Genomic DNA, 25,023 nt, shown 5'->3' with positions numbered 1-25,023 from the left:
AGGACGTCAGCCCTCGCAGGCCGCCCCGTCCCCGTCGCCGTCCAGCCCTGAGCGGTATCCGGGGCTGCCGGCGTAGAGGGGTGCTGCTCCGGCCGCGGCTACCTCCGTGCAGTTGGCGTAGTAGACCGTGGTGGCAGCGGACGCCGGCTGCACGCTGGTGGGGGCCAGCTGCCCGGGGCAAGTGGCCAGGATGCCGGCGATGGCATCGTGCTCGGCCTGGGTCACCCACAGGCTGTACCGCGCCTTCACCGAAACCTGCCGGGCCACGTACTCGCACCGGAAGCCCTTGGCCGGTGGCAGCCAGGTGGCGGCGTCGCCGTCGCCCTTCTGCTGGTTGGTGGGGCCGTCGGTTGCCTGCAGGTTCAGCGGGTCGTTGGCCAAGGCCGTCCGCTGCTCCGTGGTCAGCTGCTGGGCGCCCTTCTGCCAGGCGTCGCTCAGGGCCACCACGTGGTCGATCTGCACGGCGCTGCTGGTAGTGGTGCCGCGGACGAAGTCGATGATCGCGCCTGTGTAGGGGTCCGCGAGCTCACCCGTCTTGACCGTGCACGGGACGCTGTTGACGTAGGTAATGTCCGTCAGGTCCCGGTTGAGGATGTCGTTGCGGGTGTCGCAGCCGTTCTGGTCCACATCCGCCCACGTGGGTCCGAACAGCGAGCGCTCGTACCCCGTCTTGGGTGCCCGGCCCTTGACCGGGACGGTTTCCAGCAGGTCCGCGGCCTGGACTGTTGCCGTTGTGGTGGTGCTGTCCGCGGCAACGGCGCGCAGGTCCGCGCCGAAGAGTGCCAGCAATACGGAAAGGACGACGGCGGCCGCCCAGCGGGTGCCGCGTGCGGGCGTTGTTGCGGGCAAGGACGTGTGGCCGGACATGCAGTTTCCCCAGGTTGTGTGCGTGAAAAGTGGGTGCGTCAGCCCCCATTACACTGACGCCACGCAAGAGCTTAGCGGCGCTGCCTTCCACAAAATGCCGGCTTGGGGCAATCCTTCCCGACTCCTGCGCGAAACCTGCGGCCGCGGGGCCACCTGTTGAGACGCCGCAGCGGTTCCCGTTCCGGGGAACGGGAACCGCTGCGGGTTCGGGCGGTTAGGGCACTTCAGCGGTTACGGGCGGAAGAGTTCCTCGAACGTGCCCGACGTGGTGGGTGAGCAGGTGTTCTCCAGGCAGCCAAGATGCCACATGTGCTCAATGGTGGACAGCAGGGTGTAGTGGTCCGAGAGCTGGTTGGTGGTCTTGTGCGGGCCGTCAGCCGAGTTGATCACGATAGCGGGAGCATGGCCGCCGCCAAGGACAGCGCCGTTTTGGCCCACGGGACTCCCCGGGCCGCCGTCAGATCCGGAGTAGTCGTTCTCGTCCCAGGCCAGGACAATGCTGGACTTGGTGGTCTTCCAGGTTGACGAGTCCATGATCTGCTGGACGGTCTGCTTCACGTAGTTGTCGCCGAGCTGAATGGCGCCGTGGTCCAGGCCGGAGTCAGGGAACCCGCACTGGGGAATCCCCACAAGCGCCGCGCCCGACGGCGAGACGCCGTGCATGTCGTGGCACTGGTTCGGGCTGATCCACGTGAAGTTTGGCACGTTGCCGCTGGCCAGGTCGGCCTTCAGGTTGTTCTCCTGGGGCACGATGTTCTGCAGCCGCGGGCTGCCCGGGTAGTTGATGTCCGAGAAGTACATGAACGGGTTGTGCTTCTGGGCGTAGAGCTTGACCGTTGAGGATCCGATGGTGGGCGCGTACTCCACCTGGGAACCGGTGCTGGGAAGGCTTTCCATGTAGGCCTTCCAGCTCAGGCCCTTGTCCTCGAGCTGGTCCACGATGTTCTTGCCGGCGAACATGTGCGGGGTGGAAGCGGCGCTGGCGGCCTGCGCCGGGGTCAGGAGCCCGGTGGCCCCGGGGTCGCTGGAGCCGGGGACGAACTCTTCGGGTGCACACGTGACGTCCGCGCCGGCTTTGCAGTCATCCCAGACGCCCTGCGAGCTTCCCGAGATGGCGGCCAGGTAGTTGGGCATGCTGGGGTGGGTCACGCCGTGGTAGTTCGTGGCGGTGTTGTAGCGCTGGGCCAGGCTGTTGATGTACGGCGCGTCGGCGGTGTTGCCGATGACCTGGTCGTAACCGTGGTTCTCCATCATGATCACGAAAACATGGTCAGGGCCGTTCTCCCCCTGCGCGCCGGCCTGGGCAGCAGCGCCCGGCGTGGTCTGCGCGTCCGCGGGCACAGCAGCGCCGACGGCGGCGAGGCCAGTGATTGCGACGGCGGCAGCCAGCGCCAGGGCGCCTGTCCTCCGGTTCTTAAGTGCATTGGGCATGGCGAAATCCTTTCAATGTGCGGGCGCGACGGAGCGTCCCGGTTTCTCGGGCAGTTCAGCAAGGTGGGGGCGAGTGGGTGGCAGGGCCGACGACAGCGGCCGGCCCTGCCACCGGTTCCGGCCGGGTTAGCGGCCGAGCTGGGGGTCGCTGGTCAGCGGACCGCCGTTTTCGAGGCGGCCGGCCAGGACGCGGATGAGTTTGGGATCAGCGGCGGAGGTGACGGTGAGGTCGTACCAGCCGCCAGGGGTCGGGATGACGACGGTCTTCGCCTGGCCCGGGTTGAGGGAAAGCGCCTGGGAACCGGAGCCATACGCGTCCTTCAGGGTGAGGGTTGCACCGGTGGCGCCGGTGTTCTCAATCCGGAACTGCGCATGGGGTGCCTTGCCGTCAGCGGCGACAGTCACGCGGATGTCCGCTGCCGCCGTCGTACCTGCAAGACGCCGGAACCATCCGGCCGGGCCATGCATCTGTACGTCATACTCGGCGCCCAGCGCCCACGACGCATCCAGGGAGGCTCCCGCGCCGATGGTGTAGGAGTACGGGCCGGCCGGGAGCAGGTTCGACCGGACCTGCACGTGCGCACCCAGCGTGCCCCGGTTCACCCATTTGCCCGTAAGCGAACCGGCCTGGATTTTCGTTTCGAGGTCCAGCGCGTAGCCCAGCGGCCGGGACGGCCGGGTGCCCTTCTCCTGCGCAGGCATCGAGTTCGTGGCCGGGGGCGTCGGAATGTAGCTCGGGTGGCGTGCGTGGTCGGCCGGCTTGTAGGCCGAGGTGTCCGGCAGCGCCGGTGCCGCCCCGCCGGATGCGGAGAAATCGAACGCGCTCGTAAGGTCGCCGCTGACGGTCCGGCGCCATGGAGTGATGTTCGGTGAGGCCACCCCGAACCGGGTTTCCAGGAACCGGACAATCGAGGTGTGGTCGAACGTCTCGGAGCAGACCCAGCCGCCCATGCTCCAAGGGGACAGGACGATCAGGGGCACGCGCACGCCCAGGCCAAAGTGGCCGGGGACGTCCTTGTCGCCGTAGAACGTGGGGGTGCCGTCGTACCATTCACCGGCAGTGGAGACTGTGGAGGCACCGGGAATCTGCGGGGTGTTCGGGTGCGGCGGGACGATGTGGTCGAAGAAGCCGTCGTTCTCGTCGTACATGAACAGGACGGCCGTCTTGCTCCAGACATCGGGCGTGGACGTGAGGATGTCAAGGATGTTGGCCGCGTACCAGGCGCCAAAGTTCGGCGGCCAGTTAGAGTGCTCGGAGTAAGCCTCGGGTGCCACGATATAGGACACCTGGGGAAGGGAACCCGACTTCACGTCGTCGCGGAAGATGCGGAAGAGGTCATCGCCTGTCTTGGCGGAAGTGCCGGTCCGGGCCTTCTCATACAGCGGGCTCCCGGGCTTGGCGTCCTGGTACTGCTTGAAGTACAGAAGGGAATTGTCCCCGTAGTTGCCGATGTACGCGTCCTGGGTCCAGCCCTCATAGTGTGCCGGGTCAAGGCCCTCGCCGATGTCCTGGTAGACCTTCCAGCTGACGCCGGCCTTCTCAAGCTCCTCAGGGTAGGTGCTCCACCAATAGCCCTTCTCGCTGTTCCACAGGTCGGGACCGCCGCCCTTGCGGCCCGGGTCGTCGCCGCCCGCGAACATGAAGTACCGGTTCGGGTCGGTCGGGCCAAGGACGGAGCAGTGGTACTGGTCGCACACCGTGAATGCGTCAGCCAGGGAGAAGTGGAACGGAATGTCCTGGCGGCCATAGAACGCCATTGTGGCGTCTGTCTTCTCCGGCAGCCACTTGTCGTACTTTCCGTTGTTGAAGGCCTCGTGGGTGAGCTTCCACGAGTGGTCCAGGTCCTCCATGAACTGCATGCCCAGGTTTGGCGCGTCCGGGTGGAACGGCGTGACCTCCCGCGTGGCGTTCGCCTGGTGGAACGCGTCCTTGCCTGACGGCAGAACCGCAGGGTGCGGGTCGGAGAACCCCCGCACTCCCTTCAATGTGCCGAAGTAGTGATCGAACGCGCGGTTTTCCTGCATGAAGATCACCACGTGCTCAATGTCCTGGATGGTCCCCGTGGCGCGGTGCGCCGGGATCTCCGCGGCGCGGGCGATGCTCTGGCCGAGCATTTGGGAAATAGCGGTACCGGCCGCACCTGCGGCGGAAAGTTGAAGAAAACGACGGCGGTTGAGACCTGCCATGAGGGCGCTCCTAATGCGTTGACTTTTGATGTCCCCCACCGGGAAACCCTGCCAGCGCATGGTTACGCCACCGTGTACGCGGCCTGAACAACGGGAAGCCTTCCTGTCCACCCTCCGTTCCCCTGCCCACGCACTGAGTCCGCGCCGCCGTCGTACCTCCCGCAACGCCGCCGGCGGCTACTGCCGCGCTTTGGCGGTGGAGTCGGTGTCCTCGCCGGCCGGGACATCGTCTCCTCGGGTCCCGGGGCCGCCGCCGCGGGTCTTGGCCAGGCTGGCCACCGTGGCCCCCAGGATGGTGGCCCCAATGAAGAGCAGGGAGAACCAGATGGGGATCTCCGGCACCCAGAGGAGCGGCCGGCCGCCGTTAATGAAGGACAGCTCGTTGACGTGCAGGGCGTGGAACACCAGCTTCACGCCGATGAAGGCGAGGATGACGGCGAGGCCCTGGGCCAGGTACACCAGCCGTTCCAGCAGTCCCCCAATGAGGAAGAACAGCTGCCGGAGGCCCATCAGGGCGAACGCGTTGGCGGTGAAGACGATGTACGCCTCGCTGGTCAGGCCGTAGATCGCGGGAATCGAGTCGACGGCGAAGACCAGGTCCACGAAACCGATGGCGATGATGGTGAGCAGCATCGGCGTCACGTAGCGCTTGCCGTCCTGCTTCACGGTGAGCCGGTCCCGGTGGTAATCCGGGGTGACCGGCAGGACGCGGCGCACCAGCTTCATGAACCTGCCCTCCGCGGGGTTGGCATCGTGCCCGCCGAAGGCCTGCCGGTACGCGAGGAACAGCAGCAGCGCGCCGAAGATGTAGAACACCCAGGAGAAGTTCTCGATCAGCGTGGCGCCGATGGCGATGAATCCGCCGCGCAGGATGAGGGCGATGATGATGCCCACCATCAGCACCTTCTGCTGGTACTTCCTGGGGACAGCGAACCCTGACATCACAATGAGGAAGACGAACAGGTTGTCCACGGACAGTGCTTTTTCGGTGAGGTAGCCGGCAAAGTATTCGCCGCCGAAGGTCCAGCCCGAGGACATCCCGATTCCGACGCCGAACAAAAGCGCGAGCCCGATGTAGAACGCCGACCAGCGGGCGGACTCGCCGATGGACGGCTCATGGGGTTTGCGGACGTGGGCGAAGAACTCGTAGACGAAGAACAGGATGGTCACGGCGAGGGTGATGGTCCAGACGAGCGGGGTGACCTGCATGCGGGTACTCCAAGGGGTAGGCGCTGACATGTACGCCAAGGTCTCCTCCGCCCGGTTGGAAACCGGAGCCGGTGGCCCGGGAGGCATCGCTGCATCCGTATTGACGGGCCACTCACAGTCGGGAGTACTCCCCTTGATGGGTTAAATCGTAACTGAACAACGGGCGACGGCGGCACCCGGTTCCGGATGCCGGCGTCGTCAATCCCTGCTTGGGGAAGCCCTACTTCAGTTTTGGTACCAGCACCGGAGTGTTCTTCTTGTACGCCTCGTACTCGGCCTGGCCGCCCCACTTCCGGTCCGCCTTCTTCTCCAGGGGCGGCACGCCGCTGCCCTTGATAAGCAGCAGGGCAACGAACACCGGGGAGACCAGGGCCGCCCACTGCCAGCCCTGCAGCACGGGAAGGGCCATGATGGCCACGCCCACCCACAGGGTGATCTCGCCGAAGTAGTTGGGGTGGCGGGACTTTGACCAGAGCCCGGTGCTGATGAAGCGGTCCTTGTTGGCGGGATCATCCTTGAAGCGGGTCTTCTGCAGGTCCGCCACGGTCTCGATGGCGATGCCCGCCGCCCACACCAGCAGGCCCACCCAGAAGAACCCGTCCAGGCCCACCTTCCTGTCCGAGGTGATGGCCACCCAGGCGAGCGCGGCGGTCAGCACCACCCACAGGCCCTGGATGGTCCAGGTGTTCAGGAAGCGGAAGAAGTCGCCCTTGAGCTCGTCGAAACGGTCGTCCTTGCCGTGCTTGCTGATGCGAAGAAACAGGAAGCTTCCCAGCCGTGCGGCCCACAGCACCACCATCGCCGCCAGCACCATGCCCCGGGCATCCACTCCCGGCGAAGCGAGCACCAGGAACACCGTGATGGAGATGTACGTCAGGGCGCCGGTGAGGTCGTAGAACTTCTCGGTCTGCGCCTTGAAGGACGGGATGAACACCAACCACTGGAGCACGAAGGCGATGGCCACCCCCAGCGCAAACACCGGGAACCCGCCGATCCTGGACCCGCCCTGGCTGCCGGCGAGGGCGATGAGCACCGCCACCACCACGGCAATGACAGTACTGATGAGCGCCTTGCGGCTCTTTTCGTTCACGGACGTGTCCCCTTCCCCTGGCCCGCCGCGCTGCTGCACGGCAGATCCTGGCCGCACCCTTCCGGGTACAACCGCAATTCAACTCCAACTCAGCCGTGATGGCGTTGTCCATTTATTCTTCGGAGCGGGCACGGGCCTGTATGGGTGGAACGGAACGTCCGCCGGGAGGCAGCCCTCCGAAAGCAGTCCGGCCACCGCCGCGGCACCGAACTCCTTGTGCACCCTCCCCCGATTCAAGGAGCCAAACATGAGCCCCCGCACCAAGAACTGGCTGGCCGCGTACGCTGCCGGCGCCGTGATTTTCGCGGTGCTGGACGTGGCGTGGATCCTGCTGGTGGCCAACCCGCTGTACCAGAACCAGATCGGCCCGCTGCTGGCGCCCAAGGCCAGCCTTCCCGGCGCGGTGCTGTTCTACGTCATCTTCGTGGCGGGACTGGTCCACTACGGCATCCGGCCGAACGACCCGCGGGCCACGCTGCGGCAGCGGGTGGCCGGCGCCGCCCTCTTCGGGTTCTTCACCTACGCCACTTGGGCGCTGACGGGGTTCGCGGTGCTCAAGGACTTCACCGCGCTGGTGGCCGTGACGGACATCCTGTGGGGTGCCGCGGCCTGCAGCCTGGTCACCTGGGTCACGGCAACCATCCTGCGGGGACGCCTCGCCCGGCCCGCGGCGGCCTGACGCCCCGCGCCCGCGTCACGCACGGCACGCTTTGGGCGCACGGACGGCGGCCAAACCGCGGAAACCCGGGGCCGGCGTCGTCCGCCCCGGGGAAAGCCTGCTCCGCGTGACGACAAAGCAGGGCGCCGGGCTACCCGAACAGCGCGGCAACCTGGGTCAGCGTCTGGAATACCCCGTAGGCCAGCGGGATGCCCACCAGGAGCCAGGCCAGGACCAGCCTGCCGGTGGACTTGCGGACCGGCTCGTGTGCGCCGTGGGTGTGTGCAGTGCTGCTCATTTGAGGCCTCCATGGGAAGTTTCGTGCCGCTCGGGGCGGGGTTCGTGGAACCGTTCGTCGACCGGCTTGACCAGCAGGTTGGCCACAAAGCCGATCACCAGGAGCGCCACCATGGTCAGCAACGCGGGCTGGTAGGACGCAGCATTCAGCTGGCCGGGCTTGCCCTGCGCGTCCAGGATGCCATTGACGATCAGGGGGCCGGCCACACCGGCGGCGGACCACGCGGTGAGGAGCCGGCCGTGGATGGCACCCACCTGGTATGTCCCGAACAGGTCCCGCAGGTACGCCGGGGCGGTGGCGAACCCGCCGCCGTAGAACGAGATGATAATGAAGGCCAGCACCACGTACAGGACGGTGGCGCTGGACCCGGCAAATGCCAGGAGGATGTAGAGCACGGCACCCACGCCCAGGTAGACCATGTAGATCCGCTTGCGGCCGGTGACGTCGGAGGTGGCGGACCAGGCGAACCGGCCCGACATGTTGCCGATGGAGAGCAGCCCCACGAAGCCCGCGGCGACGGCTGCGCTGACCAGTGACTTGCCGTCGGACTGCCGGAAGAAGTCCTGGATCATTGGCGCTGCCTGTTCCAGGATGCCGATACCGGCCGTGACGTTGCAGAACAGGGCCACCCACACCAGCCAGAACTGCCGGGTCTTGATGGCGTTCCTCGCCGAGACGTTCTCCGTGGTCACGAGCTTGGCCGCCTTGACCTTCGCGGGATCAAACCCTGCGGGCCGCCACCCGTCGGCCGGCACCCGGACGGTGAACGCGCCGAAGAGCATGTAGACGAGATAGACGACGGCGAGGGTCAGGAAGAGCTTGCCCACGGCATCGCCGCTGGCCACCCAGCCCTGGGCGCCGGAGTTGGGATCGTACGCCTTGAGCAGGGCCTGGGAGACCGGGCTGGCGATCAGCGCGCCGCCGCCGAAGCCCATGATCGCCATGCCGGTGGCCAGGCCCGGCCGGTCCGGGAACCACTTGATCAGGGTGGACACGGGCGAGATGTAGCCGATGCCCAGACCGATGCCGCCCACCACGCCGTAGCCCAGGTAGACCAGCCAGAGTTGGCGCGTGAAGATGCCCACCGAACCGATCAGGAAGCCGCCGGCCCAGAACATCGCGGACGTGAACATTGCCTTGCGCGGGCCATTGGTGTCCACCCAGGTGCCCATGACCGCGGCGGAAAGCCCCAGCATCACGATGGCGATGGAGAAGATGACGCCCACCTCGGTCAGGCTGGCCCCGAAGTGCTTGACCAGCGCGGTCTTGTACACGCTGGTGGCGTAGGCCTGCCCGATGCACAGATGGACGGCGAGCGCCGCGGGCGGAACCAGCCAGCGGTTGAAGCCCGGCGGGGCGATGGAGTGGTCACGGTCCAGGAAGCCCATGGTTGATTCCCTTTGCTTGTCGATGACGTCGATGTCTGATCGATCCAGAGGCGAAAGGCCTTGTGAAAACCCGTGCCTTGGGCAATCATCATGCAAATCATCAGCAAACGTACTGTTGGCGCGCCGAACGGCGGGGAATTTACGGTGAGCGGCGTCACAGCAGCGCCGGCCGCATCGGGGGACGTCCGGCACGGGGATTCCTCCCCGGAAACCACACTGTGCTTGACGAACTCGAACCCGTCATCAATTCCGCCTACCAGTCCGGGCGGCGCCCGCCCCTCGGCGATCCCATTCCCCGTCCGGGCCCTAAGGACCCGCTAATGAGCGTAGACTCAAAATATCTCGGGACATCGTGACAGGACATCCGTTGCCCCGAAAATGAGCCCGATTCCCGGCTGCCTTCCACGGCGGCCGGCGTGCGCCGTACCGACTGACCTCGACGCCGGCGCAGCAGGGAATCGGTACGACGAGGGCGGCCACGAGCGAATCACAGGCCAGGACGGCCTACACCGTTCCCCCTCCCCCGCAGCCGATCCGGACCCGGATCGCCTGCCCCAGTCACCTCCGGCCCGTGTCCCGGGATCCGGCAGTGCATCCTTTAGAACGCTGGTACAACACCATGACCACCACTCACGACTCTGACGTACGCGCCGACTCGGCGCTATCGCTCAGCGGAGTCCTCGCATCTGCGCTCCCCCATGACCTGGGCACGGCCCAGGGCCCCACGCGGTACACCGTGCCGGCTGTCTTTTCGCGCCGGCCCCAGCCCCGCGAAATCGAGCTGCTCCACGGGGAAGGTACCAGGCAGCGCCTCAGCGAGGCCGGGTACAGCGATGTGGAGCTCCATGTCTCCGACCGCCGCCTCCTGATCACCAACACCAACCTGGTGGACCTCAAGGCGGGCCTGGCCCATCTCGTGGGCACGATCCTGCACGATATTTCCGCCCAGGCGGCCCGGGAACGTACTGACCGCAGCGACGAGCTGGAGGCGCAGGGGCTGGTTGAGGAAGAGCGCCTTGAGTCCCTTCGCAAGGCTGCCGCCGAGATCCACTTCGACTAAGCCTTACTCCCCATGTGCCGGCTGCTTACACCGCGGCCGGCACCGCCGCATCCGGGCGTGGCAGTGTCCGGCATCTTCCACGAAAGGCATACCCCATGACAGATATCAGTATTCGAGACCAGTGGAACCGGCTTCCCGCGCCGGTGACGCAGTGGTTGCTGGCCAACCCAGGTTGCATGATCCTTCCGCGGACAATCTCAGCGGAAATCAGCGCAGCCACAGGCCAGGACGCCAATGGCGATCCCCACGGCGAGACCACGCTTTGCCAGCAGGACGTGGATTTCATTCGCATGAAATCCCATGAGGCGGAGCCGGGCCAGCCGGACCCGGGCTACAAGTTCTTCGACGCCGTGCAGCCGTAGGCGGTCCGGACACTCCAAACACTTCAGAGCGTGGCAAGGGCGCCCTTGGCGCTTTCCACCAGGACATGGGTGCCTGCCTCCACGTACAACACCTCGCCGTCAATCTGGCAGGGAACGGCGTCCCGGGTGGAGAAGGCGTAGCTGCTGACGCTCGGCTGGTGCCCCAGCCCCAGAGTGACGGCGCGGAGCGTCATCAGTGCCATCTTCATCAGGCCGGCGTGGGGCAGCGTCACCACCTCAAACCGGCCGTCATCCGGGTAGTGCGACTCGCTGACGGTGCCGTACTTGGCCATGCGCGAGATGTTGGCCAGGATCAGGCTGTCGAACTGCGCCGTGGCGCCGTCGTCCCGGACAAGCACGAACGGCTTCAGCCCCGAGAGCGTGCGGGCCACGGAGATGAGCTCCAGCACTTTCCCTTTGCCGCCCTGTTCGATGCCGATGGCCATCAAGGGCGTCAGCCCGAACCCTGCATAGGAGTGCGCGTACAGGATCCGCTCCCCCGTTCCGGTGCTGAGCGTGATCCGCAGCAGGTCGATGCGCCTGGCCCCGCCGGCCGACACGGCAGCTCCGAAGGTTCGCACCGGCAGGCTCCGGTAGTGGTCGTTGGCGTTGCCGGCGGGCACAACGGTGCAAACGGCCTTGCTGCCGGGAACGTCCATCACGCCGTTGACCACCTCGTTGTAGCCGCCGTCCCCGCTGACGGACACGATGAGGGGAGTACCCCGCCCGGCCTCTGTGCGCGCAAGGCCGCGCGCGTGTCCCGCAAAAGCCGTGGGCAACAGATCAACACGCAGACCCGGCAGGTCCGTGGCCAGGTCCCGCTGCAACGCCTCGATCCGTTGGCCCATCCCGGGCCGGCCCGGATTAAAGATCAGGACGGCACGGTCAAAAGGTGCGGCAGGTGCTCCGTCATCAGCCATGGCGTACGTATTCTCCAGGTTTTCTGGTGCGGACGGTTCCAGCCTAACCCCCGGCCCTGGTTTCCGCAGTCACGTCCGGATGGCAGAGTGGGACGATGAGTGAACACGCCGCTGGGCAGGGCCGCATGGACGCGGACGTCATCATCATCGGCGGCGGGCTGGCCGGGTTGGTGGCCTGCAACGAGCTGGTCCGCGCGGGCAGGCGCGTGGCCCTCGTGGATCAGGAAAGCGAGGCCAACCTGGGCGGCCAGGCCTTCTGGTCCCTGGGCGGCCTCTTCTTGGTGGACACTCCGATGCAGCGCCGCCTGGGCGTGAAGGATTCCGTCGAGCTGGCGTGGCAGGACTGGCAGGGGTCGGCCCAGTGGGACCGGCTCTCCGGCCCGCACCCCGAAGACGAGTGGGCGCAGCAGTGGGGACGCGCTTATGTGGAGTTCGCCGCCGGTGAGAAGCGCGCGTGGCTGCGGGAGCAGGGCGTCCGGTTCACGCCGCTGGTGGGCTGGGCGGAGCGCGGCGACGGCAGGGCCGGCGGCCACGGCAACTCGGTCCCCCGCTTCCACGTCCCGTGGGGCACCGGCACCGGGGTGTCCGAGCCGTTTGCGGACAAGGCCCGGGAGGCGGCCTTGGCAGGCAGCGTCCGGTTCTATTTCCGGCACCGCGTAGACGGTTTAACGTACGACGACGGCACGGTCACCGGGGTGCGGGGCTCCGTGCTGGCACCCGACGCGTCCCCGCGCGGGGTCTCGTCGAACCGCGATGTGGTTGCCGAATTCGAACTCCGGGCGCAGGCCGTGGTGATCGCGTCCGGCGGGATCGGCGGCGATCACGGGCAGGTGCGTCGGTGGTGGCCGGAGCGGTTGGGGACGCCGCCGCGGAAGATGGTCACCGGGGTGCCCCAGCACGTGGACGGCCGGATGCTGGACATCGCCGACCAGTCCGGGGTCCGGCTGGTGAACCGCGACCGCATGTGGCACTACACCGAAGGGATCCAGAACTGGGACCCCGTTTGGCCGGACCATGCCATCCGGATCCTGCCCGGCCCGTCCTCCCTGTGGTTCGACGCCCTGGGCCGGCGGCTCCCCTCCCCCGGCCTGCCCGGCTACGACACCCTGGGCACCCTGCGCCTGCTGCGCGCCACCCCTGACCTCCAGCAGTACGACCATTCCTGGTTCATCCTCAACCAGCGGATCATCGAGAAAGAGTTTGCCCTCTCCGGCTCGGAGCAGAACCCGGACATCACCAACCGGGACCTCAAACTCCTGCTCCGGACCCGGCTGGGCCACGCCGCCTCCGGTCCTATCGAAGCGTTCAAGGAGCACGGTGCCGACTTTGTGGTGGCGGACAACCTGGCAGACCTGGTCCGCGGAATGAACGCCCTGACGGACCAGCCGCTGCTGGACTACGCCCAGCTCAAGCGCCAGATCGGGGAGCGCGACGCCGAGATCCGGAACCCCTATTCCAAGGACATCCAGGTGGCAGGCATCCGGAACAGCCGGCGCTACCTGGGCGACCGGCTGTTCCGCACCGTAAAGCCGCACCGCATCCTGGACCCCACAGCCGGTCCGCTGATCGCCGTGAGGCTGCACGTGGTCACCCGTAAATCGCTCGGCGGGATCCAGACGAACCTTTCCGGCCAGGCACTGGGACGCGGCGGCTCCCCCATCGCCGGCCTCTACGCTGCCGGGGAAGCTGCCGGCTTCGGTGGCGGCGGTGCCCACGGGTACAACGCGCTCGAAGGCACCTTCCTGGGCGGCTGCATCTTCACCGGCCGCACAGTGGGCCGCACCCTCGCCACCGCACTGTAGCCCGGAGGCACCCAGGCCCGGCGTGGCACCCAGCCCTGTGCCGCCGTCGTCCGCTGTGCCCCTACGAAGTTACCGCAGCGGTGCCAGGCGCAACTGCGTCGAGAGCCTGTGGGCTGCTGCCAGGTCGGCGTCGTCGTAGACAAGCACCCGGCCGATGAGCAGCACCGAGCGGCGGGGCGAGGCAATGTGCCCCACCCCGTCCGGGACGTCACCGGTCCATCCGGGCCCCGTGATGAGGAAATCACCCGGCCCTGCGCCGGTGGTGCGCTTGCCGACGTAGGCGAAGTTGGTGTTGGTGGACGGATTGGTGAACTGCACGCTGTAATACCGTCCTGCCATGTCCGGCACGTGGAGCACCAACGGCCCCTTGGAGAGGTCCAGCCAGCCCAAGGTCAGGAGGGTGTCGCGGTTGACGCCCGCCGATGCCACTTTCGAGGTGCCCGCCGGAAGATTAAGGGGGTCTGCGAAAAGGGCCGCCGACTGGGTGTAGAGGGTATTGACAGGAACAGGACCATCGCCGAATCCCTTGACCACGATGGCCCGCTTGAACACGGAGAGGAGCATTCGCGGCCAGAAATAGGTGGCAGCGCACCACGTGGCCACCATGACGAGGCCGAAGATGAGCAGGTGTTCCAGCCTCACGGAGTCGGGCCTCCCGCCCTGGCCACCGGCGGCACCACGTAATGCCCGGACAGGATCTCCGGGCCGGGCTCATAGACACGCAGCCACAGAATGAACTTCCCCGACGGGGCGGGCAGCCAATTCGACGTGCCTCCTTCAGGGGGCGTGGCCCGGATGAAGACCTCAACAGAACCGTCGGGGCCGGGGACCAGTCCGGACCTGTCGCTCACGCTGTACCTCCGAAGGGGGTTTGGGACGAAGCGGTTCCTGGCGTCGCCCATGGTCAGCGACCAAAAGGCGTTGTTGGGCGGCAAGCCGCCGGGCGGGAACCGGAGGACGTAGCGGTTCCGGCCGGTCAGTTCCCTGCCCGTTGCGTCCGTATTGGCCCACCAGTAGACCGCCTCTTCCGGTGTATTCACGGGGCCGGGAAACAGTTGGGCGCAGGCAGCGCGCATCAGCACGCCATTGCCGGGGTCCCCCAGGCCGGGCATGGTGATCCAGCCGTTGACCCTGACGGCTTTGATCCGGGCGTAGGCCTGCGCGGTGACGAAAGCCAGGCCAAAGCCGATGAGGAAGCCCTGCAGCACATCGCTGCGGACGGTCCGCGTCAGCGGGAGGAAAAGCATGGCGAGGATGAACGCCACGCAGACTGTGCCGACCAGCGCCGCGAAGTAGCCATAGGTCCTCCTCAACTCCCCGTGGCCTCCTCCGCCCTGCGGACCAGCCGGAGTTCGGGCAGCGCCTCCCATTCGGGCGGCAGGGTGTTGCGCTTGCCGTCGGGCTGGAAGCCCTGTTTCCGGTAGAAGGCCAGGGCACGGGGATTGTCCTCCAGCACCCACAGATAGGCGGGGCCGGAGCCCACGGCGGCACCTACCAGGGCTGCCCCCAGGCCAGTCCCATAGGTGTGCCGGAGGGTATAGATCGCGTAGAGTTCCAGCGCTTCAGGAGCGTCGTCCTCCCGTCCCGGGCCCGCGTCCGCGTACCCCACCAGCCGGTTGTCGGCGTCGAAGGCGAGGATCCGAGGCTCCCTGGTGTCCAGGAACGGCCGCCGCCGCTCCACCCGCTCCGGGATGCCGGCCCTGCGCCGCTCGAAAAAGCCCGGCGACAACAGGTGCCGGTAGCACTCCTCGTGCGCCAGCGTCTGCATCAGCACTACCGCCTCGGCGTCCTCCGGCGTTGCCTGGCGGAGTAGAAAGTCCATGCCGCCAGCCTAGCCACAGGAGCGGCGTTACCGGCAGGGGCGGCACCTAAGATGAGGCATGGACTTCGAGGGCGTGCTCTTCACCGCGGTAGGCGCAGCGCTGATTCTGCTGATGGTGGCCGACGTCTTCCTGACGCTGTTGTACCCCCACGGCTCGGGGCCGGTAGGGCGGACCATCATGCGCGCGTTCTGGCGGGTGTCCAGCAAAGTCCACGGGGGAGCCTCCTCCATTGCCGCGCCGCTGGCCATGGCCGCCGTCATCGCAGCGTGGGCGGCCCTGGCGGCCGTGGGCTGGGCGCTGCTGTACCTCCCCCACCTGCCGGACGGGTTCTCCTACTCAAATGGCATCCCCCGGCATGCCGACTTTGCCGAGGCGCTCTACATTTCCCTGGTGGCCCTCTCCACCGCTGGGTTTGGCGAAATCGTGGCCATCCATCCCGTCCTTCGGCTGGTGATGGCTTTCCAGGCAGTGGCCGGTTTTGGCCTGCTGACCGCCACGGTTTCCTGGATCCTCCAGACCTACCCGGCACTGAGCCGGCGCCGTGCGCTTGCCCACCAGCTGAACCTGTTCCGGGAAGCCGTGGGGCCCTCCGGCCTCGCGTCCCTGGACCCCCGGCACGCAGCGGTGCTGCTGGAATCGATGGCGGAGAACGTGGCCGCCGTAAGCATCGATCTCCTGTCCTTCAACGAGACCTATTACTTCCACGAGGTGGAGCAGCGGGGTTCGCTTCCGGCCACCCTTGCCTACGCCCACGGGCTGGCTTCCGAGGCCCAGGGCAGCCACAATCCCGAACTCCGGTTTGCCGGCAGGATGCTCTACGCCGCGCTGGACGACCTGGCCGAGGTGCTGCGCGGGAAGTTCGGCCATGTTGGGAACACCTCCTCGGATGTGTTCGACCACTATGAACTCCACCACCGTCACCGCCGGCCCCCGGAGCGGGCCTGACGCTGCGCTGCTCTGGGGGGCGGCTTGCTAGGGTCTGCGTATGCCTTCCCACATACACTCCATGGACGACGTCATCAACGAGCCTGAGCGCGTCCAGTTCGAGTTCTTCCTGGATGAGCACCGGGCCGCGCTCGATGAGTGCCTGGACGGGCTGACCGAGGAGCAGGCCCGGCGCCGGCTGGTTCCCTCCCGGACCACCCTGCTGGGGCTGGTGAAGCACGCCACCTTCGTGGAAAAGGTCTGGTTCGATGAGGCTTTCACCGGGCGGCCGCGCAGCGAGATCGGCATCCCGGCCACGCCGGATGAATCGTTCATCCTGGACGACTCCGACACCGTAGCCTCCATCCGCGCAGCTCACCTCGGAGCCTGCGCCGCATCCCGCGCCGCTGCGGCTCCACTTGGCCTGGATGACGTGGTCACCGGCAACCGGCGCGGACCGCTCCCGCTGCGCTGGGTGTACCTGCACATGCTGCGGGAACTGGCGCAGCACTGCGGCCACGCGGACATCCTCCGCGAGCAGATCCTAGCGGCGGAAAGCGCAGCGTGAAACCGCACCGCCGGGGTGGCACAGCCCGTTGTAGTCGTGAGGGCCCGGGCGTAAACTCAGCCTCCCATCCATGCGGAGGAGGGAAGCGATGAAGACCATCCGGACGCGGGCCCTCGAAGCGGAACACCAGGCTACGTTCACTCCGGGCGATGACGAGCGGTTCTCCGGATACGGCGTGATGGGACTGCCCTTCAGTTCCGGCTATGTCCTGGCCATGCGGCGCTTCCCGCTCACCAGCGTGGGCCCCGGCTACACATCGGTGTGGCTGCGCCGGCCGAACGGCTCCTGGACCATCTACGCTGACGCAGCACCGGACGTTTCCTGCGCCCGCTATTTCAGTGCCGGCCTCCGCGAAGCCGTCCAGTGCGATGTAGGCCTCGACTGGACGGGCGACACGTCCTTCACCATGTCAGTCGGCCAGGACGTGGACCTCACCTGGGACGTGGAGCTCGAATCAAAGCCCATCACCGCGGCCATGAGCGCGGTCATGACGGCGATGCCGAACATGCTCTTGTCCAACAAGGTGTTCCTGAAAACCATGGGTTCCGCTGCCGGGCCCATGCTCGGCGCGGGACACCTCGGATTGGCGGGGAGCGTACCCAACAAGCAGGGCTTCCTGGCCAAGCCCCGGCGCATGTGGTTCATCTCCCGCAGCTCGGCAACCCTCGGCGGCGAGGACCTCGGCACGCCGCAGCCACTCAACGTGCAGGCCCGGCTGGCTGACTTCTGGATTCCGCAGCGCGGCCTCTTCGTGATTGGCGCGTCGGCCTTCGACCCGTTCGACCCCGCACGGCATCTGCCCGCCACCCGCAGGACCCCCTAGGTTACCTGCGCCGGCGCGGGGACCTGTGCCCTGACCTGACGTGAATGGGCAGGAAGCGTCGTGGACCGGTCATCTCGCCCCGGCTTGTCAGTGCCACGGCGGCAACCAACAGCCACATGGTGGCCGCCTGCCCCCACGGGTAGACCTGCTGGGGAACGCCAGGTGTCAGCGGGTTGAGGATGAACTGGAATGCCGACAGGCTGGCGTGCATCAGCGCCGCCACCAGCACGCTGCCCGTATGGTCATAGACCCAGACCATCAGCACCCGGTAGGCCGTCAGCTGGCCGACAAGTACCGTGGCAAACCACAGCGACATGAAGATCGCCAGGGGCACGCCGCCGTTCGTCCCGCCGCCGCCCCAGTAGTTCACGAAGAAGTGCCAGGCGCCCCACAGCACGCCCACCAGGACCCCTGTCCAGAGAACGCTGTAGTGCTGCCTGGCCCTGGGAATGGCGAACCCGGTCCAGCCGATCTCCTCGAGAAGCCCGACTACCAGCCCCAGCACAACTCCCGTGACAAGTGTTCCGGCCCTGTCCGGCTCCGTGGCAATCCTCGGCGCATAATCCAGGGAGGATATCCAGAGCACCAGCACGGGGGCGGCCAACGTCACTGGAGCGACCAGAAGGGCGAAGAGGTACCAGCGACCCGCGACCCGCCAGGTGAGCAGCCGCGTCCGGAGGTCCCGGTACCCCTCCCGTCCGGACAGGATCCCTGTCAGGACCAGGCTGGCCACCGCAGGCCCCAGCAGCATGGCCGGCACCGTGGCGGGGATGGTTCGCTGGAACTGTTCCGGTGTGGGTGAGAGGCCGCCGGTGACCAACCACACGGCCGTTACGATGGCGCCCCAGGACAGGAGGAAGGTCACCGCGAAGTACCAGGGCAGCGGGTGCCTGCGTATGGAAGCCGTCAAGGCATGCATCGAATCCCTCCGCCTTTCAGGCCGCGGGCCGGGCTACCAGCTCTCCCCTGCTCGACGCCGGTCCTGCACCCCTGCTCGAACGGCACCTCCCACATACGTCCAGTATCGCCCCCGCAGCCAACGCGGCAATCCCCCAATTTGGTGGGCTTTCCACGCCAAGGGGCGGTTCCGTCACCGGCCAGTCGGCCGGTGACGGAACCGCCCCTTGAACTATGCGTTACCGGTCAGGCAGCGCCGGCGGCAACTGCCGCGCCCTGGGCCCCGCTGTCCGAAGCACCCTCCGATGCTCCCGCCAGCCGAAGCCAAGTGTCCACCACGGTGTCCGGGTTGAGGGAGACGGAGTTGACACCTTCCTTCACCAGCCATTCGGCGAAGTCGGGGTGGTCGCTGGGGCCCTGCCCGCAGATGCCCACGTACTTTTCGCGGGCCCGGCAGGCCTTGATGGCCATGCTGAGCAGCTTCTTCACCGCAGGGTCCCGCTCATCGAAGCTGTTGGCCACGATCGCGGAGTCGCGGTCCAGGCCAAGGGTCAGCTGGGTCATGTCGTTGGAGCCGATGGAGAACCCGTCGAAGTGCTCCAGGAACTCGTCGGCGAGCAGCGCGTTGGACGGCAGCTCGCACATCATGATCACCTCGAGGCCGTTTTCGCCGCGGCGCAGGCCGTTTTCGGCGAGCAGTTCGATGACGCCCTGCGCCTCGTCCAGGGTCCGCACGAAGGGGATCATCAGCTTGACGTTGGTCAGGCCCATCTCGTTGCGGACGAAGGACAGGGCCTCGCACTCGAGGTCGAAGCAGTCCCGGAAGGACGGCTCCAGGTAGCGGGACGCGCCGCGGAACCCGATCATCGGATTTTCTTCGTGCGGCTCGTACGCCGGACCGCCGATGAGGTTGGCGTACTCGTTGGACTTGAAGTCGGACATGCGCACGATCACCGGCTCTGGCGCGAACGCCGCGGCGATGGTGGCCACTCCTTCGGCGAGCCGCTTGATGTAGTAGTCGCGCGGGCTGTCGTAGGCGCTGATCCGCTTCCTGATCTCGGCGGCCACATCCTCGGGCTGGCTGTCCAGGTTCAGCAGGGCCTTGGGGTGGATGCCGATCTGCCGGTTGATGATGAACTCCAGCCGGGCCAGGCCCACACCGTGGTTGGGAAGCTGCGCGAACGTGAAGGCCTGTTCCGGCGTCCCCACGTTCATCATCACCTTCACCGGCGCCTCGGGCAGGGTGGTGATGCCGGTTTCCTCCACGCTGAAGTCCAGCAGGCCCTGGTAGATGGACCCTGTCTCGCCGTCAGCGCAGGACACGGTGACTTCCTGGCCGTCGGACAGCGTGTCGGTGGCGTTGCCGGTGCCCACGACGGCGGGGATCCCCAGTTCGCGGGCGATGATGGCTGCGTGGCAGGTGCGTCCCCCGCGGTTGGTGACGATTGCGGAGGCGCGCTTCATGATCGGTTCCCAGTCGGGGTCGGTCATGTCGGCCACCAGGACATCGCCGGTCTGGAACGAGGCCATCTGGTCGATGGCGGTGAGGATCCGGACCTTGCCGGCGCCGATGCGCTGGCCGATCGCGCGGCCTTCCACGAGCACCGGGCCGGTGCCGGCCAGGCGGAAGCGGCTCATGCTGCCGGGTGCGCGGCGGGACTGCACGGTTTCCGGGCGGGCCTGCAGGATGTACAGGCCGCCGTCGATCCCGTCCTTGCCCCACTCAATGTCCATCGGACGGCCGTAGTGCTTCTCAATGGCGATGGCGTGCCGCGCAAGCTGCTCCACGTCGTCGTCCGTGAGGCTGAAGCGCGCCCGCTGGGACTCCTCCACCGGCACAAAATCAATGGTGCGGCCCACCTCGCTGCTGTCGGTGTACGTCATCTGCAGGGCCTTCTCGCCCAGGCCCCGCTTGAGGATCGCCGGGCGGCCGGCCTCCAGGGCGGGCTTGTACACGTAGAACTCGTCCGGGTTCACGGCGCCCTGCACCACAGCTTCGCCCAGCCCGTAGGAGGAAGTGACGAAGACGGCGTCCTGGAAGCCGGATTCGGTGTCCATGGTGAACATGACGCCGGACGCGCCGACGTCGGAACGCACCATGCGCTGGATGCCCGCCGACAGTGCCACCTCGGCATGCTCGAACTTGTGGTGCACACGGTAGGCGATGGCGCGGTCGTTGTAGAGCGAGGCGAAGACGTCCTTGATGGCCTGCAGGATGTTGTCGATGCCGCGGACGTTCAGGAAAGTTTCCTGCTGACCGGCGAAGGAGGCATCGGGAAGGTCCTCAGCCGTGGCACTGGACCGGACCGCCCAGGACAGGTCCGCGGAGCCGGCGTGCTTGTCCACCAGCTGCTGGTACGCCTCGCGCACCTGCGCCTCGAAGTCCGGCAGGAAGGGGGTATCGCGGACCAGGCCCCGGATTTCCTGGCCTGCGGAGGCCAGCGCGGTCACGTCGTCGGTGTCCAGCCCTACCAGCCGGTCCGCGATCTTCTGGTCCAGGCCGGAGTCGGACAGGAACCGGCGGTAGGCGTCCGCCGTGGTGGCGAACCCGTCAGGCACCTGGACGCCGGCAGAGGTGAGGTTCTGCACCATTTCGCCCAGGGAGGCGTTCTTGCCGCCCACCTTGTCCAGGTCCTTCAGTCCAAGTTCAGAGAACCAGAGAACGTCTGTGGTCATAATTGCTGCTCCTTTGCAGTGGGGTGGCATGGCGTGGACCGGCTGCCCACGGTAGTGGGCAGCCGGAGGAAATTCCTGTCAACAGTGGCAGGTTCCCGGCGCACTTTCCACATGATGTGCGCCATGCCACATTTGTGAAAGGGCGCTAGTGCTTGAGGTTCATCCGCTGCAGGATGGTGGCCGCCATTTCCTCCACGGAGACGGTGGCCGAGTTCAGGTACGGGATCCGGTGCGAGACGTACAGCTGCTCGGCGCTGCGCAGTTCGAAGCCGCACTGCCGTAGCGACGCATACGGCGAGCTGGGCCGGCGCTCGGTGCGGATCTGGCTGAGGCGCAGCGGGTTGGAGGACAGACCGAAACACTTCGACACGAAAGGCCGCAGCGGCTTGGGCAGCCCGTCCCGCTGGAAATCCTCGTCCACGAGGGGGAAGTTCGCGGCGAAGATCCCGTGCTGGAGCGCCAGGTACATGGTGGTGGGGGTCTTGCCGCACCGTGACGGCGCCACCAGGATCACCTGGGCCTTCTCCAGGGCACGCAGGCTCTGGCCGTCGTCGTGCTCCATGGCATACTCCACGGCGGCCATCCGGGACTGGTAGCGGGCGGCATTCCCCAGTCCGTGCGCCCGGCCCGGCTCACCGCTGGCCGGGGTTCCCAGCGCCTTCTCCAGGACGCCCACATGGGTGCCGATCAGATCCACGATTACGCCCTTGCAGCCGGCCAGGATCTGCCGGATGTCGCTGCTGACCGCGGTGGAGAAGACGAGGGGCTGGGGCCCGCTGGCGGCGAGGCCGTCGATGGTCCGCACCACGGACCGGGCCTGTTCCGCCGTGGTGATGAACGGGATGGTGACGCGGTCAAAGTTGTCCACCGGGAACTGCGTCAGCAATGTGTTGCCCAGGGTTTCCGCGGTGATGCCGGTACTGTCCGACAGGAAGTAGACAGGCCGTAGAGCAGCAGTGGTCATGGCACGACTTTAGCGGGCAATGATGACATCAAGCCTGCGCGGGCCATGGACGCCCTCCACGCGTTCGAGCTCGATGTCGCTGGTGGCGCTCGGCCCGCTGATCATGGTGATGGGCCGCGTCCCGTCGATCCTGCGCAGCGCCTCGGGCAGGATGCCGGCGATGTCCGCGGCCTTCACAACGCAGATGTGGTGGTCCGGGACCAGGCTGATGGCGCGGCGGCCCTGGTTGGCGCTGCCGTCCAGGATGATGGTTCCCGTCTCGGCCACGGCTACTGCGCTGCCGGTCACCACCGCGTCGATGCCATCAAGCCCGGCAACGCTGAGCGGTTCCGCCGGAGAATCCGTCCGACGGCGGGAGCTGCCGGTGCCGTCGTCGCCCATCCCGGCCAGCCAGCCGGCGTCGAGCCCTTCGGGCACAACGTACGTCTTCGCGCCTTCCAGGAGCGATGCGATCCGGGCGGGCACGTCACTTTCCTGCACCACGGCCACCTGCGCCTTGTAGTCCACCAGCCGGTCCACCAGCAGTTCAATCAGTTCGTCTGTTCCCATCCCGGACGCTGCCCTGTACTCCCGGGGTATCTGCGGCGCCTCGGGGCTGTCCTGCAACGCGGTCCGGATCCGCGTGAGGATGTCTTCGCGTGCACTCATTGCTGGGCTTCCTTATCGTCTCGTGACGGTTCGTGGGAGTGTCCGGGGTCCGGCTGTCCAGGCGAGCCGGCGTCCCGGTGTTCCTTGGCCCACCAGTCCCGGAACGACTGCGCCGGGGGTGCCGGGATGTCGCGGCTTTGGGTCCAGCCGCCGGCGATGCCGGGAAGCCTGGTGATCTTCCGGTCGGGCCCGGCGGCCAGGCGGCCGAGCGGCAGGCCCTTCTCCACCAGGCCCAGTCGCTTGCCGGAGGACAATGCCCAGGACGCCGCCTTCATGCCCACATCCATCTGGCTGGGGAGCTTCTTTGTCCCGCGCTTGCTGTCCACGTCCACGCTGCGAAGGTGCACCAGGATGTCCGGGATGTTGATTTTCACCGGGCAGGCGTCATAGCAGGCCCCGCAGAGGGAGGAGGCGTACGGCAGGGAACTGTTTTCCTCCGCCTGGATGCCGGTCAGCAGCGGGGAAAGAATCGCGCCGATGGGGCCGGGATACGTGGAGCCGTAGGCGTGGCCGCCCGTGCGCTCGTACACCGGGCAGACGTTCATGCAGGCGCTGCAGCGGATGCAGTGCAGGGCCGAGCGGCCCATCCCGTCTGCGAGCGCGGCGCTGCGGCCGTTGTCCAGGAGCACCAGGTGCACGTTCTGTGGACCGTCGCCCTCCATGACGCCGGTCCACAGCGAGGTGTAGGGGTTCATCCGCTCCCCGGTGGAGGACCTCGGGAGCAGCTGCATGAACACTTCCAGGTCCTGCCAGGTGGGCAGCAGCTTTTCGATGCCCATCACCGTGATCAGAGTTTCCGGCAGGGTGAGGCACATGCGCCCGTTGCCTTCGGACTCGACGACGGCCAGGGTGCCGGAATCGGCAATGGCGAAGTTGGCCCCGGACACGGCCACCTTGGCGGTGAGGAACTTGCGGCGCAGGTGCTCGCGGGCCGCCATGGCCAGGACGGGCGGATCGTCGGTGAGCGCCGGGTCGGCGTCCGGCATTTCGCGGAGGAAGATGTCCCGGATCTCCGTGCGGTTCTTGTGGATGGCAGGGACCAGGATGTGGCTGGGCTTGTCATGGTCCAGCTGGACGATGAGTTCAGCGAGGTCCGTTTCGAAGGCCTGTATTCCCTGCTCCTCGAGGTACTCGTTGAGCCCGATCTCCTGGGTGGCCATGGACTTGACCTTGACCACCTCGGTTTCGCCGGTTTCGCGGACCAGTTCGGCCACGATGTCGTTGGCCTCCCGGGCGTCGCGGGCCCAGTGGATTACGCCGCCGCGGGCCGTGAAGTTCTTTTCGAACTCCTCCAGCAGTTCGGGCAGCGTGGCCATCACGGACTCCTTGATGGCGGATCCGGCATCGCGCAGCTGCTCCCAGTCGGGCAGTTCGGAGACCACTGCCTGGCGTTTGTCGCGGATGGTGTGCGTGGCATGGCCAAGGTTGGCCCGCAGCTGGGCATTGCCCAGTTCGCGGTGCGCGGCGGCGGGGAAGGTTTCTCCCGCGAAAAGGTTGCCCGAGCCGTAGGCCGGAAGGGCGGGCATTCCCAAAAAGGTGGTCATCGGAGGGCCTTTCCGGTGGAGACGCGGACTTCGCCGGTGACGGACGCCGGCTCTTCCATGGTGCTGGCGAGGATTTCGGCCAGGTGGAGGGTGGCGGTTGAACTGCCCTGCCGGGACAGGCCGCCGCCGATGTGCATCAGGCAGGAGGCATCGCCGCCGGTGCAGAGTTCGGCCCCCGTGGACTCGACGTTGGCCGCCTTGTCCTGGAGCATGGCCGAGGAAACATCGGCATTCTTCATGGAGAACGTACCGCCGAAGCCGCAGCACTGGTCCGCCTCGGGAAGATCGGCAAGGTCAATCCCCTGCACGGTCCGCAGGAGGCGGGACTGCCGGTCCCCGAGCCGCAGCAGGCGCATGCCGTGGCAGCTGGGGTGGTAGGTGACCCGGTGCGGAAAGTAGGAGCCCAGCTGGGCGCCGGCGTCGGTCACACCGAGCACGTCCACCAGCAACTCGGACAGTTCATAGGTTTTGGCGCCGACGGCTGTCGCGCGGGCTTCCAGCGCCGCGTCACCGCAGGAGCGGGCCACCATGGGGTGCTGGTGCTTGACGGAGGCAACGCAGGACCCGGAGGGGGCGACGGCGACGTCATAGTCCGCGGTGTCGAAGGCTGCCACGTGGTTGGCCACCACGGGAACGGCCTCGTTGAGGTAGCCGCTGTTGACGTGCATCTGGCCGCAGCAGGCCTGCCCGGAGGGGAACACCACTTCGTGCCCCAGGCGCTCCAGGATCTTGACCGTGGCCTTCGCCGTGGCCGGGTACATCGCATCCACGATGCAGGTGGCGAACAAGGCAATTCTCATGGCGGCCTTCCGGGAGGGTTGGGAATGCTTCTATGGTCTGACCACAGTAGACCACGTGATGGCTACCACCCACAAGCCCATTCG

The 25,023-nt window shown here is 67.0% G+C and carries 24 protein-coding genes; 7 read left to right on the top strand and 17 right to left on the bottom strand.

Going from position 1 to position 25,023, the window contains the following annotated elements:
- Positions 1 to 6 precede the first annotated feature (6 nt).
- The 5 genes from J2X98_RS09270 to J2X98_RS09250 form a co-directional block, all read right to left on the bottom strand.
- A complete protein-coding gene (locus J2X98_RS09270) occupies positions 7 to 867 on the bottom strand; it encodes a GmrSD restriction endonuclease domain-containing protein (RefSeq protein ID WP_307306970.1) in 861 nt (286 codons plus the stop codon).
- Between the two features lie 231 nt (positions 868 to 1,098).
- Complete coding sequence (locus J2X98_RS09265) at positions 1,099 to 2,298, bottom strand: alkaline phosphatase family protein (RefSeq protein ID WP_307306968.1); 1,200 nt, start codon at positions 2,296 to 2,298, stop codon at positions 1,099 to 1,101.
- Positions 2,299 to 2,424: 126 nt separating this feature from the next.
- Positions 2,425 to 4,485, bottom strand: a complete 2,061-nt coding sequence (locus J2X98_RS09260; RefSeq protein ID WP_307306965.1) for a phosphocholine-specific phospholipase C — start codon at positions 4,483 to 4,485, stop codon at positions 2,425 to 2,427.
- 177 nt (positions 4,486 to 4,662) lie between these two features.
- On the bottom strand, positions 4,663 to 5,694 hold the full coding sequence (locus J2X98_RS09255; RefSeq protein ID WP_307306962.1) for a TerC family protein: 1,032 nt from the start codon (positions 5,692 to 5,694) through the stop codon (positions 4,663 to 4,665).
- 220 nt (positions 5,695 to 5,914) lie between these two features.
- The gene (locus tag J2X98_RS09250; protein ID WP_307306960.1) at positions 5,915 to 6,784 is read right to left on the bottom strand and encodes a DUF1295 domain-containing protein; all 870 of its coding nucleotides are present in this window, start codon (positions 6,782 to 6,784) and stop codon (positions 5,915 to 5,917) included.
- Between the two features lie 247 nt (positions 6,785 to 7,031).
- On the opposite strand from J2X98_RS09250, the gene J2X98_RS09245 reads away from it, so the two are divergent.
- Positions 7,032 to 7,463 carry a DUF2177 family protein gene (locus J2X98_RS09245; RefSeq protein WP_307306958.1) on the top strand — a complete coding sequence of 144 codons (432 nt, stop codon included), beginning with the start codon at positions 7,032 to 7,034 and terminating at the stop codon, positions 7,461 to 7,463.
- Between the two features lie 130 nt (positions 7,464 to 7,593).
- Here the strand turns inward: J2X98_RS09245 and J2X98_RS09240 are convergent, their stop codons facing one another.
- Positions 7,594 to 7,740 carry an MFS transporter small subunit gene (locus tag J2X98_RS09240; RefSeq protein WP_307306954.1) on the bottom strand — a complete coding sequence of 49 codons (147 nt, stop codon included), beginning with the start codon at positions 7,738 to 7,740 and terminating at the stop codon, positions 7,594 to 7,596.
- Positions 7,737 to 9,128, bottom strand: a complete 1,392-nt coding sequence (locus J2X98_RS09235; RefSeq protein ID WP_141943184.1) for an OFA family MFS transporter — start codon at positions 9,126 to 9,128, stop codon at positions 7,737 to 7,739. Before J2X98_RS09235 ends, J2X98_RS09240 begins: the two co-directional genes overlap by 4 nt.
- A gap of 619 nt (positions 9,129 to 9,747) precedes the next feature.
- On the opposite strand from J2X98_RS09235, the gene J2X98_RS09230 reads away from it, so the two are divergent.
- Together J2X98_RS09230 and J2X98_RS09225 are read left to right on the top strand one after the other, a co-directional pair.
- Positions 9,748 to 10,188, top strand: coding sequence for a hypothetical protein (locus tag J2X98_RS09230; RefSeq protein WP_307306947.1), 441 nt, complete (start codon positions 9,748 to 9,750; stop codon positions 10,186 to 10,188).
- A 95-nt stretch (positions 10,189 to 10,283) separates the two neighbouring features.
- On the top strand, positions 10,284 to 10,550 hold the full coding sequence (locus J2X98_RS09225; RefSeq protein WP_307306944.1) for a hypothetical protein: 267 nt from the start codon (positions 10,284 to 10,286) through the stop codon (positions 10,548 to 10,550).
- Between the two features lie 23 nt (positions 10,551 to 10,573).
- On the opposite strand, the gene J2X98_RS09220 is transcribed toward J2X98_RS09225, so the two are convergent.
- On the bottom strand, positions 10,574 to 11,470 hold the full coding sequence (locus tag J2X98_RS09220) for a diacylglycerol/lipid kinase family protein (protein WP_141943188.1): 897 nt from the start codon (positions 11,468 to 11,470) through the stop codon (positions 10,574 to 10,576).
- A gap of 125 nt (positions 11,471 to 11,595) precedes the next feature.
- Between J2X98_RS09220 and J2X98_RS09215 the strand changes: the two genes are divergently transcribed.
- Positions 11,596 to 13,272 (top strand): FAD-binding dehydrogenase, encoded by a 1,677-nt coding sequence (locus tag J2X98_RS09215; protein ID WP_307307348.1) that lies wholly within the window; start codon positions 11,596 to 11,598, stop codon positions 13,270 to 13,272.
- A 69-nt stretch (positions 13,273 to 13,341) separates the two neighbouring features.
- Here the strand turns inward: J2X98_RS09215 and J2X98_RS09210 are convergent, their stop codons facing one another.
- Genes J2X98_RS09210 through J2X98_RS09200 form a run of 3 tightly spaced genes read right to left on the bottom strand, consistent with a single transcriptional unit; the run spans position 13,342 to position 15,094 of the window.
- Positions 13,342 to 13,914 (bottom strand): DUF1254 domain-containing protein, encoded by a 573-nt coding sequence (locus tag J2X98_RS09210; RefSeq protein WP_307306939.1) that lies wholly within the window; start codon positions 13,912 to 13,914, stop codon positions 13,342 to 13,344.
- Positions 13,911 to 14,585, bottom strand: coding sequence for a DUF1214 domain-containing protein (locus J2X98_RS09205; protein ID WP_222116075.1), 675 nt, complete (start codon positions 14,583 to 14,585; stop codon positions 13,911 to 13,913). Before J2X98_RS09205 ends, J2X98_RS09210 begins: the two co-directional genes overlap by 4 nt.
- Positions 14,582 to 15,094, bottom strand: a complete 513-nt coding sequence (locus tag J2X98_RS09200) for a GNAT family N-acetyltransferase (protein WP_307306935.1) — start codon at positions 15,092 to 15,094, stop codon at positions 14,582 to 14,584. Before J2X98_RS09200 ends, J2X98_RS09205 begins: the two co-directional genes overlap by 4 nt.
- 58 nt (positions 15,095 to 15,152) lie before the next feature.
- Between J2X98_RS09200 and J2X98_RS09195 the strand changes: the two genes are divergently transcribed.
- From J2X98_RS09195 to J2X98_RS09185, 3 genes are all read left to right on the top strand, one after another.
- A complete protein-coding gene (locus J2X98_RS09195; protein WP_307306933.1) occupies positions 15,153 to 16,040 on the top strand; it encodes a potassium channel family protein in 888 nt (295 codons plus the stop codon).
- Positions 16,041 to 16,080: 40 nt separating this feature from the next.
- Complete coding sequence (locus J2X98_RS09190) at positions 16,081 to 16,587, top strand: DinB family protein (protein ID WP_141943194.1); 507 nt, start codon at positions 16,081 to 16,083, stop codon at positions 16,585 to 16,587.
- Positions 16,588 to 16,675: 88 nt separating this feature from the next.
- Positions 16,676 to 17,410, top strand: a complete 735-nt coding sequence (locus tag J2X98_RS09185; protein ID WP_307306929.1) for a hypothetical protein — start codon at positions 16,676 to 16,678, stop codon at positions 17,408 to 17,410.
- Between the two features lies 1 nt (position 17,411).
- On the opposite strand, the gene J2X98_RS09180 is transcribed toward J2X98_RS09185, so the two are convergent.
- From J2X98_RS09180 to J2X98_RS09155, 6 genes are all read right to left on the bottom strand, one after another.
- Entirely contained in the window at positions 17,412 to 18,320 is a 909-nt protein-coding gene (locus J2X98_RS09180) for a CPBP family intramembrane glutamic endopeptidase (RefSeq protein WP_307306926.1), read from the bottom strand.
- Between the two features lie 233 nt (positions 18,321 to 18,553).
- The gene (ppsA, locus tag J2X98_RS09175) at positions 18,554 to 20,983 is read right to left on the bottom strand and encodes a phosphoenolpyruvate synthase (protein ID WP_307306923.1); all 2,430 of its coding nucleotides are present in this window, start codon (positions 20,981 to 20,983) and stop codon (positions 18,554 to 18,556) included.
- A gap of 145 nt (positions 20,984 to 21,128) precedes the next feature.
- Positions 21,129 to 21,947: a pyruvate, water dikinase regulatory protein gene (locus tag J2X98_RS09170; protein WP_141943204.1), complete on the bottom strand. Its 819-nt coding sequence runs from the start codon at positions 21,945 to 21,947 to the stop codon at positions 21,129 to 21,131.
- 9 nt (positions 21,948 to 21,956) lie between these two features.
- The gene (locus J2X98_RS09165) at positions 21,957 to 22,595 is read right to left on the bottom strand and encodes a LutC/YkgG family protein (RefSeq protein WP_141943206.1); all 639 of its coding nucleotides are present in this window, start codon (positions 22,593 to 22,595) and stop codon (positions 21,957 to 21,959) included.
- Positions 22,592 to 24,139 (bottom strand): LutB/LldF family L-lactate oxidation iron-sulfur protein, encoded by a 1,548-nt coding sequence (locus tag J2X98_RS09160; RefSeq protein ID WP_141943209.1) that lies wholly within the window; start codon positions 24,137 to 24,139, stop codon positions 22,592 to 22,594. Before J2X98_RS09160 ends, J2X98_RS09165 begins: the two co-directional genes overlap by 4 nt.
- On the bottom strand, positions 24,136 to 24,939 hold the full coding sequence (locus tag J2X98_RS09155) for a (Fe-S)-binding protein (protein WP_141943211.1): 804 nt from the start codon (positions 24,937 to 24,939) through the stop codon (positions 24,136 to 24,138). The genes J2X98_RS09160 and J2X98_RS09155 overlap by 4 nt, the downstream gene beginning before the upstream one ends.
- Positions 24,940 to 25,023 lie beyond the last annotated feature (84 nt).

It is taken from the genome of Pseudarthrobacter enclensis (assembly GCF_030811655.1).
Classification (GTDB): Bacteria; Actinomycetota; Actinomycetes; order Actinomycetales; family Micrococcaceae; genus Arthrobacter; species Arthrobacter enclensis_A.
This window is presented reverse-complemented; position numbering and strand designations above follow the sequence as displayed.

Bases quoted from the DNA above. Each gene is read 5' to 3' on its own strand.
- J2X98_RS09270 (WP_307306970.1), bottom strand. From the start codon at position 867: ATGTCCGGCCACACGTCCTTGCCCGCAACAACGCCCGCACGCGGCACC.
- J2X98_RS09265 (WP_307306968.1), bottom strand. From the start codon at position 2,298: ATGCCCAATGCACTTAAGAACCGGAGGACAGGCGCCCTGGCGCTGGCT.
- J2X98_RS09260 (WP_307306965.1), bottom strand. From the start codon at position 4,485: ATGGCAGGTCTCAACCGCCGTCGTTTTCTTCAACTTTCCGCCGCAGGT.
- J2X98_RS09255 (WP_307306962.1), bottom strand. From the start codon at position 5,694: ATGCAGGTCACCCCGCTCGTCTGGACCATCACCCTCGCCGTGACCATC.
- J2X98_RS09245 (WP_307306958.1), top strand. From the start codon at position 7,032: ATGAGCCCCCGCACCAAGAACTGGCTGGCCGCGTACGCTGCCGGCGCC.
- J2X98_RS09240 (WP_307306954.1), bottom strand. From the start codon at position 7,740: ATGAGCAGCACTGCACACACCCACGGCGCACACGAGCCGGTCCGCAAG.
- J2X98_RS09235 (WP_141943184.1), bottom strand. From the start codon at position 9,128: ATGGGCTTCCTGGACCGTGACCACTCCATCGCCCCGCCGGGCTTCAAC.
- J2X98_RS09230 (WP_307306947.1), top strand. From the start codon at position 9,748: ATGACCACCACTCACGACTCTGACGTACGCGCCGACTCGGCGCTATCG.
- J2X98_RS09225 (WP_307306944.1), top strand. From the start codon at position 10,284: ATGACAGATATCAGTATTCGAGACCAGTGGAACCGGCTTCCCGCGCCG.
- J2X98_RS09220 (WP_141943188.1), bottom strand. From the start codon at position 11,470: ATGGCTGATGACGGAGCACCTGCCGCACCTTTTGACCGTGCCGTCCTG.
- J2X98_RS09215 (WP_307307348.1), top strand. From the start codon at position 11,596: ATGGACGCGGACGTCATCATCATCGGCGGCGGGCTGGCCGGGTTGGTG.
- J2X98_RS09200 (WP_307306935.1), bottom strand. From the start codon at position 15,094: ATGGACTTTCTACTCCGCCAGGCAACGCCGGAGGACGCCGAGGCGGTA.
- J2X98_RS09195 (WP_307306933.1), top strand. From the start codon at position 15,153: ATGGACTTCGAGGGCGTGCTCTTCACCGCGGTAGGCGCAGCGCTGATT.
- J2X98_RS09190 (WP_141943194.1), top strand. From the start codon at position 16,081: ATGCCTTCCCACATACACTCCATGGACGACGTCATCAACGAGCCTGAG.
- J2X98_RS09185 (WP_307306929.1), top strand. From the start codon at position 16,676: ATGAAGACCATCCGGACGCGGGCCCTCGAAGCGGAACACCAGGCTACG.
- ppsA (WP_307306923.1), bottom strand. From the start codon at position 20,983: ATGACCACAGACGTTCTCTGGTTCTCTGAACTTGGACTGAAGGACCTG.
- J2X98_RS09170 (WP_141943204.1), bottom strand. From the start codon at position 21,947: ATGACCACTGCTGCTCTACGGCCTGTCTACTTCCTGTCGGACAGTACC.
- J2X98_RS09165 (WP_141943206.1), bottom strand. From the start codon at position 22,595: ATGAGTGCACGCGAAGACATCCTCACGCGGATCCGGACCGCGTTGCAG.
- J2X98_RS09160 (WP_141943209.1), bottom strand. From the start codon at position 24,139: ATGACCACCTTTTTGGGAATGCCCGCCCTTCCGGCCTACGGCTCGGGC.
- J2X98_RS09155 (WP_141943211.1), bottom strand. From the start codon at position 24,939: ATGAGAATTGCCTTGTTCGCCACCTGCATCGTGGATGCGATGTACCCG.